Source organism: Candidatus Foliamicus sp., assembly GCF_965221325.1.
Taxonomy (GTDB): domain Bacteria; phylum Pseudomonadota; class Gammaproteobacteria; order Steroidobacterales; family Foliamicaceae; genus Foliamicus.
Window position 1 is genome coordinate 2,165,231 of record NZ_OZ244880.1, and the last position, 24,241, is coordinate 2,189,471.

Below are 24,241 nucleotides of genomic sequence, written 5' to 3' on the forward strand. Positions count from 1 at the left end.
CCCCGCCTCTCTAGGGCCCGCTGCGCGTACTTTCCCGAGGAGTGATGCGAGCTGGCAAGTGCTGCAATATCGAGGCTAACCCGCCAGAGCTGCCCACGTAGCCTCGGGACCCTCGGCTATGGCGCGCCGGCCAATCGCCAGCGCCCAGTCCGCATGGCGGCCGAATTCAGCGCGCCAGCGCCAGAGGGGCCTGCTGAAATGGTGCAATCCGAATTCCTCGGTAAAACCGATAGCGCCATGCACCCCGTGGGCAATAAGCGTGACCGGGTGCGCGAGTTCCGAACAACGGCACTTGGCGATGGCCACGGGCAGCCAGGCCGGATCGTCTTCGCTGTGGGGCGCTCCATAGCGTTGCACGGCCGCGAATGCGCGCTGCGACGCAGCCTGCATGAGCGCTACGTAACCTGCCAACTCGGCCAGTTGCTGCTGCACCGCCTGAAACTTGCCTACCGGACGGCCGAACTGCTTGCGATCTCCACAATACTCGACCGCCCGCTCGAGCAGCGCTTGGGCCGCGCCCGCCATCTGCGCCGAGCGCAACAGCGCGCCCACCGGCAGGGGCAGTGCTTCGGTGCGCTGTTCTGCCTGCTCCGGGTTCTCACCCAGACCACGCCATACCATGATCTCCGGCAAACAGCCCGGCGCTGCGTAGCGTCCGCATGCCTCAGCAATCACAAATGCATCCGGCCAAGTACCGCCGTAGCCTCCGTGCTCGGCCGGCACCAGCACGGCATCGAGACCGATTTCCTGCGCCAGCGTCAGAAATTCGCCTTCGCTCGCCTGCGAGCGTTCGGCGTCAGCCAGGAATTCCGGCGTCAGCAATTCGGAGAACAGTCGCTCGACCGTATCGAGCAGCATGGCGTCGGCATTCATCAGCGCAGTCCCAACCCGCGCGCGATGATGCCGCGCAGAATTTCGCCGCTGCCGCCACGCAGTGAAAAAGAGGGCGCCAGTAGAGTCAGCAAGTGCAGGACCTGCTGATAAGGCAAGGCGTCATCCGCTGCGGAGGGGGCCAGATCAACGAGCTCCTGGGCAAGAGAAGGAAGCGACTGTTCAAATCGGGTGCCCATGTCCTTGACCATGGCCGCCTCAAGGTTGGGCGACTCCCCGGCCTCAAGCATTGCGGCCACCGACAGCGACATGGCGCGCAGAGCGCCGATTTGCGCGACCGCGCCACCCATCGCTGCCGCCGCCGTGTCGCCACCGCCGCGTTGCTTGAGGACCCGCAGCAGCTCGTTGAACAGCGTTTGGCAAGACAGGTAGCGCTCGGGCCCTGCGCGCTCCAGTGCCAGCTCCTCCATCACCTGCGACCAGCCCTTGTTCTCCTCGCCAATAAGCGCATCGAAGGGCAGCAATGCATCCTCGAAATGCACTTCGTTGAAGTGCTCGCGGCCGGCCAGATCGCGTATGGGATTGATGCGTATGCCCCCAGTGTTCCGCAGATCGACGAGGAATTGCGACAGTCCCTCCTGGCGGCTTGTGCCATCACCGGTGCGGAAGAGCGCGATCATGTAGTCCGCTCGGTGCGCGTTGGTGGTCCAGATCTTGGTGCCGTTCACGACCCAGCCGGATTGCGCACGCCGAGCCCGAGTGCGCAGTGAGGCAAGATCCGAACCCGAGTCCGGTTCGCTCATGCCGATGCAGAAGCACAGCTCTCCTCGGCAGATACGCGGCAGTATGGCTTGCTTGAGCTCTTCGCTGCCGTAGCGCAGGATCAGCGGCCCGCTTTGGCGGTCGGCGAACCAGTGAAACCCGGTGGGAGCGCCTGCGGCCAAGCACTCCTCCAACACCACGAAACGCTCCAACTGCGAACGACCGCCGCCGCCATACTCGGCAGGGAAGCTCAGCCCGATAAACCCGGCAGCTCCCATACGGCGGCTGAATTCCGGGTTGCAGGCATCCCAGGAAAGAGCGCGCTCTGTTGCCGGCGTCTCGCGCAACGCGGAGCTCAAGAAGGTGCGCACTTGTTCGCGCAGTACCTCCGCGCCCGGAGGCAATTCCGGCGCTGGAAAGCTGAGCTTTCGCAAGCTGGCGTTTACTCTTCCGGAGCGATCGTGAGCGTCAACCCGTCCAGTTCTTCGGTGAACTGAATCTGGCAGGTCAGACGTGAATTTTCCCGGACGAATTCAAGCTCACTCAATAGCTCGTCTTCCTCGGACGAGCGCGGCGGCAGGCGATCCTTCCAGGCCGAGTCAATATAGCTGTGGCAGGTGGCGCATGAGCACATGCCGCCGCATAGCGCCTGCACGCCGTTGTCCAGTTCGCGCAGGGTCTCCATGATGCTAACGCCGACGCTGCCCTCCACATCGACGCGTTTGCCGTCCCGATCGATTACACGAATCCGCGCCATGGCACCGTTAACATGGCCAGTTCAGGCCGAACCGGCGTTGCGGTCCAGCGGCGTATGAAAATACTCGCTCTCCTCGCAATGGCGCGTGACTTCCTCCAGGAGACGGGCAAGGCGCAGGTCCGCCGTTGCCAGCGAGGCGCAGGAGTCGCAAAGCGGATCGGAGCAGGGCTGGCGGGAAAAAAGCCAGAAATGCACGGCTCCAGCCAGAAGGCCCGACGCCACGTCCCAGGCATCCGGTTCCTCGTTCGATTCCAGGAGCTTGTTGCCGCCGCGAATGACGGCGTCGATCGCCTCCTGGAAACCTTCAGGGTAATCGTCCTCGCCGGCGAAAAATTCGTCCGGCAACGCCTGATCATGACTCATTGCTAAAACCGGTAGCTGACGCGGAAGTAGGTGAAGCCGCCGTTGTAGTCGTAGGGCGAACTGGTCGGCTGAGCATTGCCCTGCCCCAGCGACTCTTCGATCACGGCGTCGGGGGTCACGTCGAACAGGTTTTGCGCCCCCAATGTGGCCGTGTAGCCGCCGGCGAAGTCGTAACTCAACTCGGCGTCAAACAGCAGGTCCCCGCCCCAGGTGTCCAGATTTCCACAGGAGGCGGACTGGAAGCGGCACGCCTCCCAACCGTCGAAATAGCTACCGCGCGCAAGCAGGCGCCAGGAACCCCAGGCATGGTCCCACGTGGCGGCAAAGCGATGCTCAGGATTCATGTCCTCCAGCTCGGTGCGGCGCCGGTCGGACAGCAGGTTTACGGTCTGGACTTCGTCCAGCGGTGTCCCGAGCACCTCGGTAACCCGGAACGGCGGCGAGAAGGAGTCCACCTCGGTGCTGGTCCAGTTCCAGGCCAGAGACAACTCGCTGCTGCCCCCGAATGCTTCAAACGCGTAACTGAGGGCGGCGTCCAGGCCCGTGGTGATGGTATCGAAATCGTTGGTGAAGAAGTTGATGGTGGTCACTTCGCCAGCCGAAGCCACGCCGCTGGCCTCAAGCAGGCCGGCGATCTGATCGGTGATCCGGATGTCGCCAGTCGGAGAAATTCGATCGTCGATCTGGATGCGGAACACATCAATCCTGAAGCTCGCCGCGCTGGAAAAATCGTAAGTCAGGCCCAGCGAAAAACCGACCGAAGTCTCTTCCTGTAGCGCCTTGCCGCCTAGTGCCTGCGCTACCGGATTGGTGGGCGGTACCTTGCCCACTTCCTGCAGGCCGCCGGTGCCGCTGAAGGTGGTGGAAAGCACCGATACGTTGGACTGCCCGGGCGATGGCGCGCGGAAACCGGTGCTCGCGGTGCCGCGCAACACCAGGGCATCGGAAGCGCGCCAGCGCGCCGACACCTTGCCGTTTACGGTAGTGCCGAAATCATCGTAGAAATCTTCGTAGCGCACCGCCACGCCCATCAGGAAATCGGCGGTGAGGTCCGCCTCGAGGTCCACGTAGGCTGCGTAGTTGGGCCGATCCCACTTGCCCGCGTTCCTGGGATTCAATCCCTGGAAGCCATTCGAACCGATGCTGAAGGAACTGCTGATGCGCCCATCGGCATAGGGTCCGACGCGGTAGGAATCCGGGTCGCCGGCGCCGGTTTCGAATTCCTCGTTGCGCCACTCCAGCCCCGCTGCCACGTTGAGCGGCGAGTAGAGCCCGCTCACGTCCATGGGGTATACGGCATCAAGGTTCACATTGGTTTCGCTCTGCGTGTAGGTGCGCGGCTGGAAGGTGGTGGGAGTGTCCGGCCCCAGCGATGCATTGATCGTGTTGCGCATGAAGAAGGCCACATCGCTCTCGGCGCTGGCCACGCTGAAATCCCAAAGCAGACCGTTGCCCAACTCCCCGCGCAGACCCGCGGTAACGCTGAAGTCGGTTATATCCGCTCCGAAGCGGGGGGTGAATCCGCCGGGAAACAGTTCGTTGAACAGGAAGCAGGCGCCTCGGTTAGCCTGCACAAAGGCGTTGATAGTATTGAAGTCCGCCTCAAGACCGGGCACTGCTGCTGCACAATCGATCGCGTCCAGCGGATTGAGGTCCGCCACCAGGCGGCTTGACCCGGTGCGGAATACGCCGTTGCGGGCCCCCGAGCCTCCGGGAGCGCGGAAGAAGAAACCGCCCTCAGACTCGCGCGAGGAATAGTTGCCGAAGGAATACACTTCGATCCCGGATTCCAGCGCCGCCGCCATGTTGTAGAACGTGGTTATGGCGTCGTCGATGACCGGGTTACCCCAGATCTGGGCGGGATCGGCCACTGGGTAGCCCTGGGCGGCGAGCTCCTGGGCATTGGCCCGCTGCGCCGCTCGGACGGTGGGGTCGAAGGTCTTGTATTCGGCGCTCAGATTCAGAAATCCGTCGGCGCCCAGCGGCAAACCGAGGTTCCCGGCCACTTGCGTAAGGCCCCCGTCACCCTCGAAGTATTCTCCGTAACGGGCCTCCAGCATGCCGCCCTCGGCGCTGTTCTTGAGCTCGACATTGATCACGCCGGCAATCGCGTCGGAGCCGTATTGCGCGGACGCGCCATCGCGCAGAATCTCGATACGGTCGATTGCGATCGCCGGAATCACGAACATGTCCGGTCCCTGCGAGCCGGAATTCAGGGAGCTACCGAGAAAGGCGATCACGCCGGAGCGGTGCCGGCGTTTTTCATTGACCAACAGCAACGCGGAGTCGGGCGGCAGCCCGCGCAGCGTGGCAGGCCGCACCAGGGTGGCTTCGTCGTCGATTCCATGCCGCTGCACGTTGTAGGACAGCGTGGTAGCGCGCAGCAGGTCGTCAAGGTCGGAGGCGCCCTGGTTCACCAGTGACTCGCCCGAAACAACGTCGACCGGCACCGCAACATCGCCGATCTGAGCACCTACGCGCCGCGTACCCACCACCACGATTTCTTCCAGCACCGGCTCAGCGCCAGCCTGCTGCTGTTCAGCGTCTTCCTGAGCTTCGGACCAAGGTGCGCACAGGACCAGCACTGCCGCACCGAGAAGTATCTTTTTCGACGAGAATTTCACCGCATGACCCTCCATTAGTTGCGAGCGGAATTATACCGGCCGGCCCGAATACTGCGCAAGTTCAGGACGCTCCCGAACTGGAGCAATTTCCAGCTTAGCGGGAGTCGGGAACGGCAATCCCGTATTCGCGCAAGGTGCTTTCCAGGGTCGGCCGGCCAAGGCGCAGCCGCGAGTCGTTCAGCAGGTAGGAAAACACATATCCGCAGCCGAGCATGACCACGCCGACCAGAAAACAGTAGAGCACCGCCCGGTCGGGGTAGCTGTCCTTGAGGTAGCCCACATAGACCGGCCCCGCGATCCCGGCAGCCGCCCAGGCGGTGAGAATAGCGCCATAGACGGCCGACATGCGCCTGCCTCCGAAAACGTCGAGCACGAAAGAAGGCATGGTGGCGAATCCGCCCCCAAAGCAGAGCAGCACATAGCACACCAGCGCGGAAAACACCCAGGGATTGGTCTCGGTCATCAGAATCCCGAACACGACCATCTGACTGGCGAGCAGGATCCGGAACACCGCTACCCGGCCGATCCGGTCGGACAACAGCCCCCAGAACAATCGGCCCGCCCCATTGCACAGCGAGCTGACTGCGATCAGCGTGGCGCCATATTCCGCCAGAACCGCTGGCTCGAGGTCCGGCTCGGACAGACCCCACACCTCCTGCAGCAGTTCCGACTGGAAACTGATGACCGAGATGCCGGCAGCGATATTGCAGAAAAAAACGATCCACAGAATGATGAACGAACTGGTAGCCAGGTAAGGACCGATCGAAACTCGCTTTGGAGGGGCAGGCCGCGACGCGGACTTCTCCGGCAAGGCGGCGGGCCGCGGCGCCGGTGGGTCGCTGATGAACAAGCTGCACGGAATCAGAATGCACGCGAATATGATCCCCAGCCACAGAAACACCTGTTCCAGTTGCTGTCCGGCGCGCATAACCAGCAGCGGCGCCAGGCCCTTGCTCAGCAGCAGCGCGCCCACGCCGAAGCCCATCACCACGATACCGGTCATCAGTCCCTTGCGGTCGGGAAACCACTTGGCCACAGTTGCGACCGGCGTTACATAGCCGAGGCCGATTCCGGCGCCGCCGATCACGCCGTAGCCGATGTAGAACAACGGGATGGAATCGAGCCACAACGCTCCTGAGGCAATGATGTAACCGCCGCAGAAAAGCAGGCTGCCGGTGAGGGCCAGCCGCCTGGGGCCCAGTCTGGGCAGTGCCTGGCCGGCCCAGGCCGCCGCCACCCCCAGCGAGAAGATGGTGATGCTGAACGCCCAGGCGGTTTGCGTAAACGTCCAGCCGGACGTGCGCACGAGGATCGTTTGAAAGAAACTCCATGCATAGACCGTGCCCAGGCACACCTGCAGCATGGTGCAGAAAAAAGCAACGAGGATGCGCGGCATGTGCATGCGTTTCCCTGAGCGGCTGGGCCTCCGGCTAGTCGGCAGGCTGCGGTGTGGCGTTGGCGCCCTGCCCGTTGCGCGCTACGAAGAGAAACAGGCGTGCAAGGTGCCCGGCTTCGTCGTCGCGCGACAAAATGGCTCGCCCGGACAGCGCATCCGGGTCTTCACCGCGCGCCAGGTCCACCGCATAACTGAGCAATTCCCCCAATGGGTTAGCGGCCAGGTTGACCAGCCAGATGGAGGCCAGCACGCCGATCACCAGGATCACCGCCACCAAGTACATTTGCTGGCCGATAGCGCGCTGGATCTTGAGTTCGACCACGTCACGATCCATTCCCACGTGAACATGCCCGGCCACGCCGGCCAGAATCGGGCTGCCCACTTCGACAAATGTGCCCAAGCCCGACAAATTGCGTTCCACGGGTTCCGTGCTGCGGTGATCCGAGGCCAGGATTTCGTCCGGAATGCCCGGGACGAAGGTATGCGCCAGGTAATCTCCGGTCTCGCTGGTGATGTAAATGTAGCGGATGCCCTGAATCTCGATGAACTGATCCACCAGCGACTGCAGCGTGGCCATGTCGCGGTTGAGCAGAATGTCCACGCTGGAGTCCGCCACCGTCTTGGCGATATTCTGCGTGTTGGTCTCGTATTCCGCCGATAGCTCGGTAGCCACCGTAATCACGCACAGTGCGGACGTGGACAGCACGATGGCGCCAAACACGACGAATATCCCGAAGCGGGTCCGCTGAAACAGCTTTTGTATCTTCATGTCATTGCAAACCTGGCTTGCCAATCCTCCAGAGGCACGAATCGCCCCCCCTGCACCACGGTGTAATAGACGCTCTGCAGACCCTGTCGGCGGTCCGGACCGAAAGAGACCCGTTCGCCCACGCCGAGGTCGAAATCCTTTACCGAAAAGACCGCCTCTTCCAGCCGGGCGCGCGTCACCTCGCCGCCCAGCCGCCGCAGAATCTCGGCCAGCATCCTGGCATTGAGAAACCCTTCCAGACTGCCAAAACTCTGCGGCAAGGCCGCATATTCCTCCTTGACCAGCTCTTCCGGAAGCTGCGGGTCGTAGCGCGCCATCAGCTCGTGGTATTCCCTCACGGCCGGTATCGACAAGTCTTCATAGCTGGGAACGACCTGCGAGTTCACCAGCAGCCGCGTGTAGCGTTCGCTGTCGTCGCGGCCTTCGGCGAGCAGCTTGAGGAGGTTCTCGCTGCCGACGAAGGAAAGGTTGGCGATCGGCACCTCAAGGCCCAGGTCCACCGCATCGCGCGCGAAGGCGGCGCAAGCGGCATAGGAACCGATGCAGATCACCGCCTCGGGGTCGGCCTTCTGGAGAATCTCGACCTGCTGGCGCATGCTGCCGGTGAACTTGGCGCCGCGGCTGTAGGTAACTTCGCCGGTTATGCGCTCGCCGTGTCTGCGCAAGGCGGCCCTGACCCCCGCCCAGCCGCTGCGGCCGTAGGCGTCCATCTGGTAGAACACCCCGATGCGTCGGCGGCCGATGCGCATGAAGTTGTCTACCAGGCCGCCGGTTTCCTGCGCGTAGGAGGCGCGAAGATTGAATGCAAACTCCGCGTAGGGCGCCTGCCTCTGCGGCTGGGCGCCGGTGAACGGAAAGAACATGTAGATGTACTCGTCCTGGAACTTTTTCAGAATGGGCAGGACGCGCGTTACGGTGGGCGTGCCAACGTAGCCGAACAGCAGAAACACCCGGTCCTCCAGCATCAGCCGCATGGTGTTTTCGACGCAAGGGTCCGGCTGATAGCCATCGTCATACATGCGCAGCGCGACCCTGCTCCCGTTAATCCCTCCGTTGTCGTTCACGTGCGCGAAATAGGCGCCGGCGCCGCGATAAAGCTCGGTGCCCAGACCCCGCGAGGGCCCCGAAAAAGCTGCGGAAACGCCAAGAACGATGTCGCTACCCGTCACCCCGCGGTGGTTGGACCCGGAGCCGGGCACCACGGCAGCAGCCGCCTTGAACGAATTGGCGCTTTCGGACCGCAAGGGGCCGGCCCTTGGGGCTGTCAGCAGCGCGGCCAAACCCGATTGGATCAGGCGCCTTCTGCTTAGTCTGGATATTGCGCCGGTTTCCGAAGTTTCAGGCGAATGATTGCGTGGCTGGCGTGACTTCGCGAGCGCCCCGGCCAAACGCCAAATCACCCTGAATTTTCCTGCTTAGCGCGGGCCTCGACGCGCGCCGCCAAAAGCTCCTCGACTTCCATCAGGCGCCGGGAGTCCGGCTTGATCCGCTTGCCGCGCTCGATATCCTCGGCGGCCCGCTTGAGCTGTCCGGTCATTATGAACAGCACGGCGCGGTTCGAATGCGCCTGCCAGTTGTTGCTCTTCAGACGCAGCGCTTCGTTGCAGCTTTCCAGGGCAGTCTGGAACTGCGCCGCCATCAGGTAGCCGGCGCAGAGGTTGCTGTGCGCCGCAGAGCGGGTTTTTGTGCTGTGAGCCTTCGCGCTCGGCGAACGAAGGCCGGCCAGCGTCAGGCGGATGCCCTGCTCGTAGTCGCCCAGCCGCAGGGCCATGGCCCCACCGCTGAGATTCGGGTCGGCGCCGAATATCGACTGCGCATGCGAATGGGCAGGCACTTTCTGGGCCCAGAGCGGCCCTCCGAGGCATGCGAAGGCCCCCAGGAGGAAAACGATGAACGGAGAAACTCTATGGGTCATAACTGCCTCCTTATGCGGGGCGAGGATACAAGTCCGACAACAGGACACTGTGGCCGTCGGGTTGCACGATGCGGCAATGCTCGCGGCGCAGCAGCCGCGGCTCGGCCACGCCGCAGGAATGCGCAATGATCTTGAGCTCTTCCTCGATGCGACGCTGGTAGCGGCTTACGCTCACCGCCTTGGCCGGCGGATTGAGGCCGCGCTGCAGGCGGCGGTTGTGGGTCGTGATGCCGGTGGGACAGGTGTTCTTGTTGCAGCGCATCGCCTGTATGCAACCCAGCGCGAACATGAAACCTCGCGCCGATACGGCAAAGTCGGCGCCGCCGCAGAGCGCCCAGGCCACCTCCGTAGGCGTGATCAGCTTGCCGCTTGCCACCACCCGCACCCGATCGCGCAATCCGTGCCGGTCCAGTGCGTCCACCAGCATGATCAGGCTCTCCCGCAGCAACATGCCGACATTGTCCATCAGCGGCATAGGCGCCGCGCCGGTGCCGCCATCTCCGGAATCGACGGTAATGAAGTCCGGGGCGCAGTCCGCGCCGCGCCGATTGACGAGTTCGAACAACTCGTCCAGCCAATGTGGACTGCCGATCACCGCCTTGCAGCCGGTGGGCTTGCCGCCAATGTCGCGCACCCTGTTGATCAGGTCGAGCAGCTCCCCGTTGTTGCTTACTTCGCGGTGGCGATTGGGGCTTACGGCATCCTGCCCGGGCCGGATGCCGCGTATCCGCGCGATCTCTTCGGTCACCTTGCCACCCGGAAGAATCCCACCCTTGCCCGGCTTGGCGCCTTGGCTCAGCTTGATCTCGATCATCTTTACCTGCGGGTTGGAGGCGACTTCCTTCAAACGTTCCTCGCTCAGTTCACCATTGGGCGCGCGCACGCCGTTCTTGGCGGTGCCGAACTGAAATACCACGTCGTTGCCGGCCTCGAGATGCCAGGGCGCAAGCCCTCCTTCGCCGGTGTTTACCCAGCATCCGGCCATCGCGGCGCCCTTGGACAGCGCCATGACCGCGGGCTTGGATACGGCGCCGAAGCTCATCCCCGAAATGTGAAATATCCGGTTGGTGGTGTACGGGTTCGGGCCCCCCTCCCCCACCGTCACCTCGGAGGTGTCCCGGCACTCTTCTTCGAGCAGACTGAAGGGCGCATTGACGAAAATCGAGGTGCCCGGCCAGCGCGTCTCGCGCGTCGAACCGAAGGCCACGGTCATCGAACCCCCGCTCGAGGCCCGGTCCACCCAGTTGCGCTGGGCCCGATTGAAGGGCATTTCCTCGCGGTCCATGGCGAACATGTATTGACGCATGAACTCGCCCAGAATCTCGAATATCCGCCGGAATCGGCCGATAACCGGGTAGTTGCGGCGCACGGCGTTGGCCGTCTGCACCAGGTCGACGACCAGCAGAATGACCAAAACGAACAGCGTGGTCCCGACCGCGAGAAGAAACAGGCGAGTCAGGAGATCTATGGCTTGATCAGCAAAGTCCATCGCGCTCCAACTGCAGGCGTTGCGCCGCTTGCTGCGGCGGGCGGCCTGGTGGGCCCGGCAGGATTCGAACCTGCGACCAAGTGGTTATGAGCCACCTGCTCTTACCACTGAGCTACAGGCCCGAGTCAACAGGGAGTATATCGCGATTGCGGGACTCCCCGGTCGCGAACCGGCGCGCTCTCCGTTTGCGGGTCGGGTTGGTCCGGGCTAACGCGGACGCGAGTTGCGCCGCGCGCGGGGCGCGGGGCCGAGCTGGATGGGAAAGGAACGCGACAACGCGGCGAGGCGGGCGTGCTCCTGCCGGTGCGGGTCGCTCGATAGAGCAGCGGCAACCAGGTCCTCCCAGAGTTGCGGCCGGTCGGCATAGCTCGCTCCCAGAATCCTGTCCGCGTAGCGCGCCAGAATCTGTATGTCTCCGAAACTCAAATCCCGGACAGGCTCTTGCCGACCGCCGCCCACGCCCAGCCAGAGCGAGGACAAGCTGTGATTCTGCTGCAGATCCTGGGTCAGCCAAGTGAGCAGCGATGCGGCAAAGTTCTGCTCCGCCATCTCGACGCTTTCTTCCACTGGCGCGGCGCGCCGCTCGGCGTCATGGACGGCCGAAGCATCCTCAACTGCGCCGCGCGTGGCGGTTACCAACAGCAGGGGAACCATGGCCATGGCGTCGCGCTGCGAAGGCTTGAGCCTTGCTATGCCGAGACACAGTTCGCCGGCCAGGCCGTACTGTGCTTGCTCGCCGACCCTAGCCCGAAGCGATATCAAGTCAAGAAAACGCCTGTTGATCTCATAAATCTCCTCAAGCCTCTTCCCTTCTCCGCCAGAATTCTCCATGACCTCCTCCATAAATTCTGTTGCTTTCTCCCGCATCCGGACCAGCAACAGGGGCGGAATGTCCGCCGGGCTGGACTCTTCCGATGCGGCCGGAACGGCTGGACGGGTATTGAGACAGCCCCGGCACTTTCGATCAAGTCCGAAAATGCAGCGAAAGCGGGTTATTTTTCGTTTGCATTCCCGAACTCGATTGGGTATTACATGCCGGCCATGCGCATTACACAAAGCCGTTATGCGGGAGAGCTCAACCGATTCGAATTGGCGATTCGCATGCTCCGTCTCCAGGCCCGCACCAGCACCATAGGTCAGTACACGGGGCTATCGAGCGACCGTATACGCAAGGCATACGTGAGCTATGTTCTTGAGCACGGTCGCCACAAGCTGCCGCAGAGAAAGCGCGGGCGCCCGCCCAGCCGCGTTGCCCGCTTCCTCAACACGCCGCAACAACAGCGCGAATCGACGATTCTGGCCGCGCTGTTCCTGCACGCAAGATTGCTGGAGCGCGACGCTTCCGCCATGTGCCGCATGCCCCCGCGCCTGAGTCTGCTGATGATCGGTCAGCGACTTTGCGACGCCTACGAAATGTATCGCTCGCTGATACCCGACGGGCTGATCAGCCTGGAGGTGGCTGCGGCGCTGCTGCGTGCTATCGGCGAGACGCAAGAGCTGATCCTGGCCTGCTGCGGCTCGTGCCTGGCTCTATACGTTCAGGACGCCTACTCTCTGGACTACGGTCGTGGACCATTCTGCGACTCGCCCGGATATTGCAGCAGTTTCCGGAATTGCGGGCGGTAGATGGCGCGGCTAGCGCTTGCGCCCGAGCGCAAGCATAGCCATGCCTGCCGAAAGCCATATGTCCGGAGTCTTGCCCTCAGGCGTCCCGCATTGAGGCAGCCACCTCGGCAGCAAACGCGTCGAAGGTGCGCAGTGGATGTCCCACCGCTTCTCTGGAGGCCGCGACGGCCGCCGCGTCGGCAGCCGGACCATTACGCTGCATCGAGAGGAACATTTTCTTCAGCGAATCCAGAAGCCAGGGATCGATAAACGTCTTGATCGGTTCGGCCCATTGCTCGACGTCATCGCCGCCGTAGCTAACCTCCCGTCCGAAGTGCTTCGCATACACCGCAGCGGCACCAGGACCGCTGATGGTGTCCGGCCCGTAGAGCAAGTAGTCGGCGCCGTTATGCCCGTCCTCGGTCAGCGCGCGCACGGCGCAGTCGGCTATGTCCCGCGTATCCACGCGATTCTGGCCGATGGATCCGATCGGCATGGCATATACCCCATAGTCGCGAACCACCTGCGCAACCGACAAGTCGGTCTGATTGAAGTAACTGGGCCGAAGAAAGCTGTACTCGCATCCGCTCTGCCGGATCGCTTCCTCGATCGGCAGCTTGCTGCGGCTGTGGGGTATTGGCGGCTCTTCGGTGGGGTCCTGCGCCGACAGGAACACGATGCGCTGCACGCCGGCGGCCGCGGCGGCATTCACGGCCCTCACCCCGCGCGCGGTTTCCGTCTCGCCATTCGCCGTAATCAGAAATAACCGGTCAACGCCGGCCATCGCCGCGTCGAGACCGCTACCCGTGTCGAGGTCCGCCACGGCGCCATTTGCGCCCTCCGGCAGACCGGACAGCTTGTCTTCGGAACGGCTTAACGCGCGCACCGCATGACCCTTCTCTATGAGGGCGGCAACAGTGGGTCGGCCAACGTTTCCGGTGGCTCCAGCAACAAGAATGGGCATATCCGGCAGTCCTTACTCGGCTGAAAATGGGAGTGCATACATGTTATACGAGCCCCCTCCCAAAACACCCCGCACCAACGCCGCCGTCGCGAACAAATGCAAGTGTCCTGCTCCAGACCACATGAAGTGTCCGGCGTGATACATTCATGGGTGACGGGGATGCTTGGGAGGGGAGATGAACAGGAGAGATGTCTTGCAGGCATCGGCGATGGCGGAGTCGGCGGGGATTCTGGGAAACACGGACGCCGATAGCGCCGAGGCAGCGCCGAGCGCGGCGAACGAGTCGGCGGGGCAGGCTACGCCCCGGGTCAAGTCGGGCTGGACGCTGGCCGCCTTGGATGAATCCAATCCCCTGGAGGCCAAGATCGTCGCGTTCACTACGGTGTCGCCGGAGGTGGACGCCAGTATCCGCTTTTACCGCGACGTTATCGGCATGAGTCTCGCCGACGAAGGCGAGCTGCCGGCCGGCGTCACGACCGCTCCCGGAATCGGCAAAGCGCGGCGGCGGTATGCCGTCCTGCATATGCCCGGCTCGGAGCGCAGCGCCCAGGTGCGCGTGCTTGAGGCGCCGACCGCGGCCCTGGCGAACAGGCCGCGGCCGGATTCCGGCCCCATGGATCCGGGCTTGCTGGTCATGGAGGGGCTCACGCGCGACCCGGCCGAGTCCTATCACCGGCTTGCTTCAGCCAACACGCCCGTAATCTCGCCGCCGCGCTACTACTACTTTCGCAACACCACATGGCGGCGCGATGTGGACGTAATGAGCTATGCGGCATTCGGGCCGGGCGGCGAGCAGATGTTCATCACCGCCGACATTCGCGGCGACCGCGAGGAATGGACCCTGCCCGGCATACATTCCGGGTTCGCCAACGCGGCCATCACCAGTCTCGATCAGCGGCCCGTGGACGCTTTCTACGAAATGGCGCTGGGGCTCAAGCGAACTTCGCAGATGGAGTGCTTCCAACGCAACGCCAATCAACTGATCGGGGCGCCGGACGACGGCTATTTCCTGTGGGGCAACATCGGCAAGAACGTGAGCATAGAGGTCTGGGAGTTCAAGGCGTCGCGGGGCACCCTTTATCCGACATCGCTTGACCGCACCGGATTGGCGATGCTCACGATGCGGGTAAACGATTTCGGCAAGTGCCGGGAAATGTGCGAAGCCGCGGGCATCGCGCCGGTGGGCCAGGGCGCCCTGCCCCTGCCCGGAAACCCCGAGCCGGACGGGTTTACCCTGCGTGGCGCCGTAGGTGAACTGATCGAAGTGATCTCGGCATGACCCGGAATTCCGGAGACTGACGCAATATGCGTGTTTCCCGGATTCGGCTGCCGGGGACTCAGCGTGCAAATTCGCCATCGTGCGCAGAAAACAACGGCGCGATGGACTTGACTTTCAGGCTAACCCGGCATCGCGGCGCCCTTGGCGCTAGCCTCGGCGCGCATGGTTGCAAGCTGCTGCTCGGTGAGCCGATAGGACATCAGCCACCCCAGCGCCAGCATCTGCAGGGCCGCCGGAATCCAGGCCTTGCCGAACACAATGGCGGTAATGGCGCTTTCCGGCTGCTCGACTGAGCCCAGCGTGGTCTCCACGAGACCCGTCGCGGAAAAGTAGAAGCCCATGATCAGAGGACCCAGCGCAAAGCCGGTCTTCTCGATAAAGCCCAAGACTCCGGTGTAGAGCGCAGTTCGCACCCTCCCGGTCCTGATGCGGTCATATTCGATGGTGTCGGGCAACATCGAGAAGCCGATCGTGAGGCTCCCCGCGCCGAATATTCCGATAAAGCAGGACCGCAGGGCAAACACCAGATCGCTCTCGGCGGGCGTGGCCAGCGACCACGACACAAGCATGACGGCAGCGCCGACAATGGCAGCCATATAGACTCCTCGCTTGTCCCTGCCGCGGCTGAAATAAGCCCATAGCGGCACCGTGCATAAACCGGCGAAGTTGCCTACCAAGGTGGAGAACGCCACGCCCATTTCGCCTCGCTCCAGAACGTAAGTCATGAAGAACAGCAAGGCGCTGCCGTTCACTCCGACGCCGAGATATAGAGTGAATTTGAGCGCGGCCAGGGTAACGAACGGCCGATTGCCGGCGAGCGCCTGGAAATACTCGGCGATCGAGTAGCGGTCCTGCGGAGAGCTGGGCAATTCCCGCGCGCGGCCGGTAAACAGCACCGTCATCAGCATGGTCGCGGCAATCAGAATGCCGGCCAGTATCGCGACGATCTCATAGGCCCTGCGGTCGCCGCCCAGGTAGTCGATGAGCGCGGGCATACCGGCAGCGATGATGATGCCGGCGGCGTTGGAATAGCCGACGCGCCAGGCCATGATCGACGTGCGCTCGTTGTAGTCATCGGTCATTTCGGCGGGCATCGCCATGAAGGGCACGTAGAACAGGGTATAGCCGGTGAAAAAAGCAATCAGCACGATCAGTTCGTAGAACGCGAGGGCATTCACCGAGCCGAGTTCGGGAACGTTGAAGGTGAAGATCAGAGCCAGCCCGGACACGAATGCACCCAGCGCCATCCATGGGCGCCGCCGCCCCCAGCGGCTGCGGGAGCGGTCGCTCAGGTATCCGATCATTGGGTCGCTGAATACATCGTAAATCCGCGTGATGAACAGAATGAGCCCAGCCATCCCCGGCTCCAGGCCCAAGTGATTGACCAGGAAGAACAGCACGAAAACATTGGCGATGAACAGCATCCCCAGGCAGCCCATCGAACCCACTCCCCAGCCCGCCTTGAGCGACAGCGGCAGCCGGCCCAGGTAATCCGGCTGATGCCCTTGCGGCGCTGCAGCCATAAGCCTTCCGTCTTTCGCGTCAGCCACGCTCAATCACGCATGGCCAAGTCGGGCCGTCGCGGAAAAGCTCCGCTGCCGGACTGGCAGACGGTTACGCAGCATGAAAAGGAGCGCGAACATGGGTCCTACTGTAGTGCAAACCACTGATGTCCAGACACTGCCCGGCGAAAAACCGTGTGTGCGCAAGTTGTGCGGCGGGCGGCGGCTCGCTAGAATTGGCGGGCTATGAGCGATGACAGCAACGCAATTCCCACCGCTCGGCCGTTCGAGATCGTTACGCTGGAACAGACGGACTCGCCCGACGGTTCGGACGCGGACGACTGGTATCGCTACGAGCTGACGCAGGGCACCACCACCATTACCGGCTACAAGCAGGGCGCAGCCGAAGAGGTGCGCGAGGAGATCGCGAGTCTGGTGTCGCGCCTCAACGAGCGTCGCGCGGGCAAGACAAGCCGGGTTCACCTGACGCGCATCGGACGCAAGAGCCAGCAGCGCGCGCAGGCGCCCACCCGCAGTAACTGACATAGCCGTGGGGAGCGGCGGCGGCTCGGCCGGTCATGGGGCGTTCCGCGTGGAAGTGTAACGATGAGTATTGACGTACTAGTAAGCGAGGTAGGGCCTCGCGACGGCCTGCAGAGCCTCAAGATGATCATGCCGACTGAGGCCAAGAAAGCCTGGATCCGGGCGGAGGCCGAAGCCGGCGTGCCCGAAATCGAAGTGGGCTCCTTCGTGCCCCCCAAACTGCTTCCGCAGATGGCCGACTGCGAGGAGTTGGTGCGCTACGCCGTTACCATCCCGGGGTTGAACGTCACCACACTGGCGCCCAATCGCAAGGGAGTGGAGCGGGCGGTCGCCGCCGGAGCCCACAAGGTAAGCATCCCGGTGTCCGCAAGCGAAACGCACAGCCAGGCGAACGTGCGCAAGAATCACGCCGAAATGCTGGAAGAGGTTCGGAGCATCAATCAGATGCTGGCCGAACTCCCTGAGGAGCGTCGCCCTGTTTTCGAAGCCGGCATCGCCACCGCATTTGGCTGCACCATGGAGGGGCCGGTCCCCGAAAGCAAGGTCTTGCGGCTGGCGAACGCTCTCGTGGAAGCGGGTTGCCGGGAGGTGGGACTATCCGACACCACCGGCTACGCAAACCCCGCTCAGATCCGGCGGTTGGTGCGACTTGTGCGGTCCGAAGTCGGCGAGGAAAAGCTCACCGGCGTACACCTTCACAACACGCGGGGACTGGGACTGGCCAATGCCATGGCGGCTCTGGAAGAAGGCATCACCACGCTCGACAGCTCGCTGGGCGGAATCGGCGGTTGTCCGTTTGCACCCGGCGCCAGCGGCAACATCGTAACGGAGGACCTGGTGTTCATGCTGGAGTCGATGGGGCTGAACACAGGTATCGACCTCGACCGGCTGCTGAAAGTGCGGGATGTTGTCAACGACGCGCTGCCGAGCGCCGAGATGTACGGTTTCACACCGGAAGCCGGCCTGCCCTTGGGGTTTCACCCCGGATGGGGAACAGCCTAGTCGGAAACGGCTGCAGTATCCGCGCTCGCCGCGTCTACCGCGCGTGGTGCGCTACGGCAGTTGGCTGGAACCCATGAGAAAGCGATCGATTTCGCGAGCCGCTTCGCGCCCCTCGTTAATGGCGTTCACCACCAGAGATTGCCCCCGGCGGCAGTCGCCGGCAGCGAACACGTTTTCGACGTTGGTTCGGTACTTGCCGTAGTCCGCCCGGTAGTTGCCGCGCGCGTCGTAATCCAGGTTCAGCGCATCGGACACGGCATGCTCCGGGCCCACAAACCCCATGGCCAGGAGCACAAGATCGGCCGGCCACTCGCGTTCGCTTCCGGGCACGTTTTCGAACTTGCCGTTGTTGAGTTGCACATCCATGGTACGAATCCTGGAAATGCGCCGCTCACCGTTTCCGGCGCCGTTTGCCGCGCCCGCCACGAACTCCGTTGACGCAATCAGGTAAACGCGCGGATCCTTGCCGAACTTCACCGCCGATTCCTCGTGGCCGTATTCCACGCGAAAAATCACGGGCCAGGTGGGCCAGGGATTGTCCGGCGCGCGCTGCGCCGGCGGCTGCGGCAACAGCTCGAAGTTGACCAGGCTCTTGCAACCATGGCGGAGCGCCGTGCCTATGCAGTCGGTCCCGGTGTCACCGCCGCCAATGACAATTACGTCCTTGTCCTTCGCAGAAATGTAGTTGCCGTCGGCAAGATTGGAGTCCAGCAAACTGCGGGTGTTTCGGGTAAGAAAATCCATGGCGAAATGCACGCCTTGCAGGTCGCGACCGGGAATGGGCAGGTCCCGCGGCACGGTTGCACCGGTGGCCAATAGCAAGGCATCGAATTCCTTCGCCAGACGGCGGACATCGATAGAGCCGCCACTGCCATCGCCCACAGGCGCATCCACGAGAAATTCCACGCCCTCTTCCCGCATGAGGTCCAGGCGCCGCTCGACTATTTCCGCCTTGTCGAGCTTCATGTTGGGAATGCCGTAGGTAAGCAATCCGCCGACACGGTCGGCACGCTCATGCACCACGGCAATGTGGCCCGAACGATTCAGCTGTTGTGCGGCGGCAAGCCCGGCGGGGCCGGAGCCTATAACCGCGATGCGCCGGCCGGTGCGCGTGGACGGCGGTTCCGGGACGATCCAGCCCTCCTCGAACCCCCGATCGGCAATCGCCATCTCGATATCCTTGATGGTGACAGCGGGGTCGGTGATCCCCAGCACACAGGCGCCTTCGCAAGGCGCCGGGCAGACACGGCCGGTGAATTCGGGGAAATTGTTGGTCTTGTGCAGGCGGTCGAGAGCTTCCCGCCATTGATCCCGGTAGATGAGGTCGTTCCATTCCGGGATGAGATTGTGGATCGGGCAGCCCTGGTCCGACTGACAGAACGGAACGCCGCAATCCATGCAACGCGCGCCCTGCTTGGCCAGCCGCCCGGCGTCATGTTCGGTGTAGATCTCCTGAAAGTCGCGCAGCCGATTAGCCGCGTCGCGATAGGGCGTAGCGGCGCGCGCGTAGTCCATGAAGCCCGTGGTCTTGCCCATCGCGCTTATCCGCGCCAAGCCACTGGCAAGGCGCAAACCCGGCTGAACGCCAACATCGCCATCATGCTGCGGCCGCAGCGTGCTTGCGCTGTTCAAGCACTCGCTTGTAGTCAACCGGCATGACCTTCACGAATTGCGCAGCGCAGCGCCGCCAGTCATCAAGTATCGCTCGCGCCACGGTCGAGCCAGTAAAGGAAAAGTGCCGCTCGATGAGACTCCGAACCTCGGCCCGGTCCGGCGCCTGGTCGAGCGGCTCCAACTCGACCATCTCGGGGTTGCAGAGGTTGCGGAACTCCCCGTGTGGATTCCACACATAGGCCACTCCGCCGCTCATGCCGGCGGCGAAGTTGCGGCCGGTGCGACCGAGGATGACCACCCGCCCGCCGGTCATGTATTCGCAGCCGTGATCGCCAACGCCTTCGACCACCGCCCGAACGCCACTATTGCGTACGCAGAACCGTTCCGCCGCGAGCCCGCGGAAAAAGCATTCGCCGGAGGTGGCCCCATAGAGCACGACATTGCCGACCAGAACGTTGTGTTCCGGCTTGAAGCGCGACTGCCGAGGCGGGTAGATGATTATGCGCCCACCGGACAGTCCCTTGCCCACGTAGTCGTTGGCGTCGCCTTCGACCTCCAGCGTAACGCCGCGAGCTAGCCAACTGCCGAAACTCTGTCCGGCGTGCCCGCGAAATTTGAAGTGGATGGCGCCATCCGGCAGCATCCGCGAACCGCATCGCTTGATGATGGCATTGGAGAGCATGCCACCCACTACCCGACTGGTATTGGTGATGGGCAGTTCGTGGTAAACGGCCTCGCCGTGCGCCAGCGCGGGTTCGGCCAGCGCTATCAGCTTGTTGTCGAGTGAACGCTCCAGACCGTGGTCCTGCTTGTGTATAGCATAGGCGCCGAGAAAATCCGGTGGATTGCGCGGCGGCGTCAACAGGGCTGCCAGATCAATGCCGCGCGCCTTCCAGTGATCCACCGCGCCCGCAACGTCGAGCGCGTCCACCCGTCCCACCATTTCATTGACCGTACGAAAACCCAGTTCAGCCATGATCTGGCGCATTTCCTTCGCAACCATGAAGAAATAGTTGATGACGTGCTCGGGCAAACCGGCGAATTTCGCGCGCAACGCCGGGTCTTGCGTGGCGATGCCCACCGGGCAGGTATTCAGGTGGCACTTGCGCATCATGATGCAGCCCAGCGCAATAAGCGGCGCGGTGGAAAAGCCGAACTCCTCGGCGCCGAGGAGGCAGGCAATCGCGATGTCGCGCCCGGTCTTGAGCTGGCCATCGGTTTGCAGGATCACCCGCGAGCGCAGGTTGTTCACGACCAGCGTCTGGTGCACTTCGGCGATGCCCAGCTCCCAGGGCAGCCCCGCGTGTTTGATGGAAGTGAGCGGCGATGCCCCGGTGCCCCCGGAGTCGCCAGCAATCACCAGGTGATCGGCGCGCGCCTTGGTTACCCCGGCAGCGACCGCCCCCACCCCGATCTCGGCGCCGAGCTTGACGCTGATGCGCGCTTCGGGGTTGCTGTTCTTCAGATCGTGGATGAGCTGGGCAATGTCCTCGATCGAATAGATATCGTGGTGCGGCGGCGGGCTGATAAGCCCCACGCCGGGCGTCGAATGGCGAATTCCGGCAATGGTCTCGTCCACCTTGTGGCCGGGCAGTTCGCCGCCCTCGCCGGGCTTGGCCCCCTGCACGATCTTGATCTGCAGCTCGTCGGCATTCGTGAGGTATTCGATAGTGACGCCAAAGCGGCCGCTGGCCACCTGCTTGATGGCGCTGCGCGCGGAATCGCCGTTCGGCAGGGGCGTATACCGCCGCGCATCCTCGCCGCCCTCGCCGGTGTTCGATTTTCCGCCAATGCGGTTCATGGCGACGGCCAACGCTTCGTGGGTTTCGGCGCTGATGGAGCCGAAACTCATTGCGCCGGTCGCGAATCGCCTGACGATCTCGCTTTCCGCTTCCACTTCGTCGAGCGCCACGGGCCCGCCATTAGCGCCAGGCACGAAGGTCAACAACCCCCGCAGATTGGCCTTGGCGGTGGCGTCGCGGTTGGCGTGGTTGGCGAATCGCCAATAGGTGGCTTCGTCGTTGGTGCGAGCAGCCACCTGCAGGTCGGCGATGGCTTCGGGATCCCACATGTGGGTATCGCCGTGCCGGCGCCAGTGGAAGTCGCCGGGATTGGGCAACGCCGCGATGCTGCCGTTGCGCCCCGGATAGCCCAGCGCGTGCCGGCGTTCCATCTCCTCGGCCAGAACATCCAGACCCACGCCCTGCACCCGGCTTGCGGTACCCCTGAAGGCCCGCTCGATCACTTCATCCGCCAGCCCGACCGCCTCGAATATCTGCGCGCCCTTGTACGACTGCAAGGTGGAAATGCCCATTTTCGCCATTACCTTGAGCATGCCTTTGGCGGCGCCCTTACGGTAGGCGCTGACGATGTCCGCGCGCGTGGCGATGTGGGGCGTGTCGTTGAAATAGCCTTTCTCAAGCGAATCCCACAAGGCCTCGAAGGCAAGATAGGGATTGATGGCGTCGGCGCCGTAGCCCGCAAGCAGGCAGTGGTGGTGCACCTCGCGGGCTTCACCGGTTTCAACAATGATGCCGATGCGTGTGCGCGCATGGGTTTGGACCAAGTGGTGATGCACGGCCCCGACTGCGAGAAGCGCGCTGAGCGGCGCCCGCTCCGAACCCACGGCACGGTCGGAGAGCACAATGAGACTGTAGCCATCTTCGATGGCCTGGCTGGCTTCGGCACAAATGCGGTCAAGCGCCGCTGTCAACCCCGCCGCGCCAGAACCAGCCCGACAGGTCATGTCTATGACAGCCGTCTTCCAGGATCGATAGTCGAGGTGCTTTATGGCTGCCAGTTCTTCGTTGGACAGAATGGGATGCGGAATGCGCAGACGGTGCGCATGCTCTTCCGTGGTCTCCAGCAGATTCCGTTCCGGACCGACGTAGCACTCCAGCGCCATGATGACTTCTTCGCGAATGGAGTCGATGGCCGGGTTGGTTACCTGAGCAAAGCGCTGCTTGAAGTAGTCGTAGAGCATGCGCGGCTTATCCGACATCACCGCCAGCGCGGCGTCGTTACCCATGGAGCCGAGCGGATCGCGCAGCTCCTTGACCAACGGCCGCAGCATGATATCCATAGTCTCTACCGTGTAGCCGAAGGCATTCATGCGCGCCGTCAGAGTGGCCGGATCGGACGATGGCGGCAGCGCGGGGGGCAGCTCGGCAAGTTCGATGCGCTGCTTTTCAAGCCACGCGGCATAAGGACGCGCGGTCGCCCATTCGGCCTTGATCTCCGCATCCGGGATCATGCGGCCCTGCTCGAAATCAATCAGGAAAATGCGCCCCGGCTGCAAGCGTCCCTTTTCCACCACGTTGTTGGGGGACACCGGCACCACGCCCACTTCCGAAGCCATGATGCAGCGGCCGTCGGCAGTAATGTAGTAACGACTGGGCCGCAGACCATTGCGGTCGAGCACGGCGCCGATATAGGTGCCGTCCGTGAAGGCGATCGAAGCCGGCCCATCCCAGGGCTCCATCAGGCAGGAGTGATATTCGTAGAAGGCGCGCTTGGCAGCGTCCATACTGGTGTGCTGCTGCCAGGCTTCGGGAATCATCATCAATACCGCTTCCTGCAGCTTTCGCCCGCTCATCAGCAGGAATTCCAGCACGTTATCGAAGGTGCCGGAGTCCGAACAGTCGGGCTCCACCACAGGAAACAGCTTGGCCAGATCGTCGCCGAACAGGGGCGATCGCAATACGCCCTCGCGGGCATTCATGGCGTTCACATTGCCGAGCAGAGTGTTGATCTCGCCGTTGTGGCACATGAAGCGGTTGGGCTGGGCGCGGTCCCAGGAAGGGAATGTGTTGGTGCTGAAGCGCGAGTGCACCATCGCAAGATGCGACTCGAAGTCCGCCTGGGTCAGATCCTTGAAAAAGCGCGCCAACTGATCGGGCGTGAGCATGCCCTTGTAAACCAGCACCTTGGAGGACAAAGAGCAAATGTAGAACAGTTGCCTCTGCGCCAGACTCTCGTCGCCGCGCAGCAGGTGGGTTGCGTGCTTGCGGATAAGGTAGAGACTGCGCTCGAACTCATCCTCGGCGAGGACATCGCCCGTATCGCCCGGTGCACTGTCGCCGGCATTGGCACTGCCTTCGCCGCTGCCGACAAACAATTGAAGCATGTGCGGCATGGCGGCTCTGGCCGCGTTGCCGATATCCGCGCCGCCGGGATTGATCGGCAGCTCCCGCCAGCCCAGCAGCCGCTGTCCTGCGCTTTCGATTTCACGTTCCAGCAGTCTCAGGCACCGTTCCCGTTCCTCCGATGCGGTGGGCAAGAACACGTTGCCTACGCCATAGCGGCCCCGCTCGGGCAATTCAATGCCAAGTTCTTCGGCCGCAGCGCGGCGCAGGAAGCGATCCGGCAGGCCAAGGAGAATGCCCGCTCCATCGCCGGTATTGGTTTCGTAGCCCAGACCCCCACGATGCTCCATCGAGCAGTTCATGCCAAGTGCGTCCTCGACCACGCCCCGGCTTGGACGGCCCTTGATATCGCAAACGAACCCGATGCCGCAGCTGTCCTTTTCGAAGGCAGGATCGTAGAGGCCGCGCTTCGGCGGTGGCCCAATGCGCGACCTTGCAGGCAATGGTGCGGGCACTGCTCTACCGAAGCTCTGCTTGCGGCGACTCAAGGACGACACTTTCTATCGGCCTCCCGCCGGCGCGCAGGCGCGCACCCCTGCCGTGATTTCCACGGGCTGGAAAGTGCGCGATCTGAGCTTGTGTGCCATCATGGACCGATTCGTAATCCGAGTTGCAGCGCCGCCATTGCCGCGTCCGCTTGCTTGCCGGCGCTGAACGCACCGCCACATCAACATTCGCGTA

Annotated in this window: 20 protein-coding genes and 1 tRNA gene; 5 read left to right on the top strand and 16 right to left on the bottom strand. The window is 63.1% G+C overall.

The window, feature by feature from the left end:
* Window positions 1–75 precede the first annotated feature (75 nt).
* The 12 genes from ACWCOO_RS09285 to ACWCOO_RS09340 all read right to left on the bottom strand — a co-directional run bounded on the left by ACWCOO_RS09285 (window position 76) and on the right by ACWCOO_RS09340 (window position 11,737).
* The gene (locus ACWCOO_RS09285; RefSeq protein WP_446830705.1) at window positions 76–873 is read right to left on the bottom strand and encodes an acyl-CoA dehydrogenase family protein; all 798 of its coding nucleotides are present in this window, start codon (window positions 871–873) and stop codon (window positions 76–78) included.
* Entirely contained in the window at window positions 873–2,027 is a 1,155-nt protein-coding gene (locus ACWCOO_RS09290; protein WP_446830706.1) for an acyl-CoA dehydrogenase family protein, read from the bottom strand. The genes ACWCOO_RS09285 and ACWCOO_RS09290 overlap by 1 nt, the downstream gene beginning before the upstream one ends.
* 8 nt (window positions 2,028–2,035) lie before the next feature.
* Entirely contained in the window at window positions 2,036–2,350 is a 315-nt protein-coding gene (locus ACWCOO_RS09295) for a 2Fe-2S iron-sulfur cluster-binding protein (protein WP_446830707.1), read from the bottom strand.
* Between the two features lie 21 nt (window positions 2,351–2,371).
* A complete protein-coding gene (locus ACWCOO_RS09300) occupies window positions 2,372–2,713 on the bottom strand; it encodes a hypothetical protein (protein WP_446830708.1) in 342 nt (113 codons plus the stop codon).
* 2 nt (window positions 2,714–2,715) lie between these two features.
* Window positions 2,716–5,337 (bottom strand): TonB-dependent receptor plug domain-containing protein, encoded by a 2,622-nt coding sequence (locus tag ACWCOO_RS09305; RefSeq protein ID WP_446830709.1) that lies wholly within the window; start codon window positions 5,335–5,337, stop codon window positions 2,716–2,718.
* 94 nt (window positions 5,338–5,431) lie between these two features.
* A complete protein-coding gene (locus tag ACWCOO_RS09310) occupies window positions 5,432–6,739 on the bottom strand; it encodes an L-lactate MFS transporter (RefSeq protein WP_446830710.1) in 1,308 nt (435 codons plus the stop codon).
* A 28-nt stretch (window positions 6,740–6,767) separates the two neighbouring features.
* The gene (locus ACWCOO_RS09315; RefSeq protein ID WP_446830711.1) at window positions 6,768–7,502 is read right to left on the bottom strand and encodes a hypothetical protein; all 735 of its coding nucleotides are present in this window, start codon (window positions 7,500–7,502) and stop codon (window positions 6,768–6,770) included.
* Window positions 7,499–8,746, bottom strand: a complete 1,248-nt coding sequence (locus ACWCOO_RS09320) for an ABC transporter substrate-binding protein (RefSeq protein WP_446830712.1) — start codon at window positions 8,744–8,746, stop codon at window positions 7,499–7,501. The genes ACWCOO_RS09315 and ACWCOO_RS09320 overlap by 4 nt, the downstream gene beginning before the upstream one ends.
* Before the next feature lie 152 nt (window positions 8,747–8,898).
* Complete coding sequence (locus ACWCOO_RS09325) at window positions 8,899–9,417, bottom strand: hypothetical protein (protein ID WP_446830713.1); 519 nt, start codon at window positions 9,415–9,417, stop codon at window positions 8,899–8,901.
* 10 nt (window positions 9,418–9,427) lie between these two features.
* The gene (locus ACWCOO_RS09330) at window positions 9,428–10,906 is read right to left on the bottom strand and encodes an FMN-binding glutamate synthase family protein (protein WP_446830714.1); all 1,479 of its coding nucleotides are present in this window, start codon (window positions 10,904–10,906) and stop codon (window positions 9,428–9,430) included.
* Between the two features lie 46 nt (window positions 10,907–10,952).
* A tRNA-Ile gene (locus ACWCOO_RS09335) sits at window positions 10,953–11,028 on the bottom strand.
* 85 nt (window positions 11,029–11,113) lie between these two features.
* A complete protein-coding gene (locus ACWCOO_RS09340; protein WP_446830715.1) occupies window positions 11,114–11,737 on the bottom strand; it encodes a hypothetical protein in 624 nt (207 codons plus the stop codon).
* Window positions 11,738–11,947: 210 nt separating this feature from the next.
* Between ACWCOO_RS09340 and ACWCOO_RS09345 the strand changes: the two genes are divergently transcribed.
* Complete coding sequence (locus ACWCOO_RS09345; RefSeq protein WP_446830716.1) at window positions 11,948–12,532, top strand: hypothetical protein; 585 nt, start codon at window positions 11,948–11,950, stop codon at window positions 12,530–12,532.
* Window positions 12,533–12,608: 76 nt separating this feature from the next.
* On the opposite strand, the gene ACWCOO_RS09350 is transcribed toward ACWCOO_RS09345, so the two are convergent.
* Window positions 12,609–13,475 carry an SDR family oxidoreductase gene (locus tag ACWCOO_RS09350; protein WP_446830717.1) on the bottom strand — a complete coding sequence of 289 codons (867 nt, stop codon included), beginning with the start codon at window positions 13,473–13,475 and terminating at the stop codon, window positions 12,609–12,611.
* A gap of 175 nt (window positions 13,476–13,650) precedes the next feature.
* Between ACWCOO_RS09350 and ACWCOO_RS09355 the strand changes: the two genes are divergently transcribed.
* Entirely contained in the window at window positions 13,651–14,754 is a 1,104-nt protein-coding gene (locus tag ACWCOO_RS09355) for a VOC family protein (protein WP_446830718.1), read from the top strand.
* Between the two features lie 119 nt (window positions 14,755–14,873).
* Here the strand turns inward: ACWCOO_RS09355 and ACWCOO_RS09360 are convergent, their stop codons facing one another.
* Window positions 14,874–16,277, bottom strand: a complete 1,404-nt coding sequence (locus ACWCOO_RS09360) for an MFS transporter (RefSeq protein WP_446830719.1) — start codon at window positions 16,275–16,277, stop codon at window positions 14,874–14,876.
* A gap of 225 nt (window positions 16,278–16,502) precedes the next feature.
* Here ACWCOO_RS09360 and ACWCOO_RS09365 point away from each other — a divergent pair, with 225 nt between their 5' ends.
* Entirely contained in the window at window positions 16,503–16,799 is a 297-nt protein-coding gene (locus ACWCOO_RS09365) for a hypothetical protein (protein WP_446830720.1), read from the top strand.
* Between the two features lie 63 nt (window positions 16,800–16,862).
* Complete coding sequence (locus tag ACWCOO_RS09370) at window positions 16,863–17,801, top strand: hydroxymethylglutaryl-CoA lyase (protein WP_446830721.1); 939 nt, start codon at window positions 16,863–16,865, stop codon at window positions 17,799–17,801.
* A gap of 51 nt (window positions 17,802–17,852) precedes the next feature.
* Here ACWCOO_RS09370 and ACWCOO_RS09375 read toward each other — a convergent pair whose 3' ends face one another.
* Together ACWCOO_RS09375 and gltB are read right to left on the bottom strand one after the other, a co-directional pair.
* The gene (locus ACWCOO_RS09375) at window positions 17,853–19,337 is read right to left on the bottom strand and encodes a glutamate synthase subunit beta (RefSeq protein ID WP_446832036.1); all 1,485 of its coding nucleotides are present in this window, start codon (window positions 19,335–19,337) and stop codon (window positions 17,853–17,855) included.
* A 61-nt stretch (window positions 19,338–19,398) separates the two neighbouring features.
* Window positions 19,399–24,003: a glutamate synthase large subunit gene (gene gltB / locus ACWCOO_RS09380; protein ID WP_446830722.1), complete on the bottom strand. Its 4,605-nt coding sequence runs from the start codon at window positions 24,001–24,003 to the stop codon at window positions 19,399–19,401.
* Here gltB and ACWCOO_RS09385 point away from each other — a divergent pair.
* The gene (locus tag ACWCOO_RS09385) at window positions 23,984–24,214 is read left to right on the top strand and encodes a hypothetical protein (protein ID WP_446830723.1); all 231 of its coding nucleotides are present in this window, start codon (window positions 23,984–23,986) and stop codon (window positions 24,212–24,214) included. The two genes, gltB and ACWCOO_RS09385, sit on opposite strands and share 20 nt — an antisense overlap.
* Window positions 24,215–24,241 lie beyond the last annotated feature (27 nt).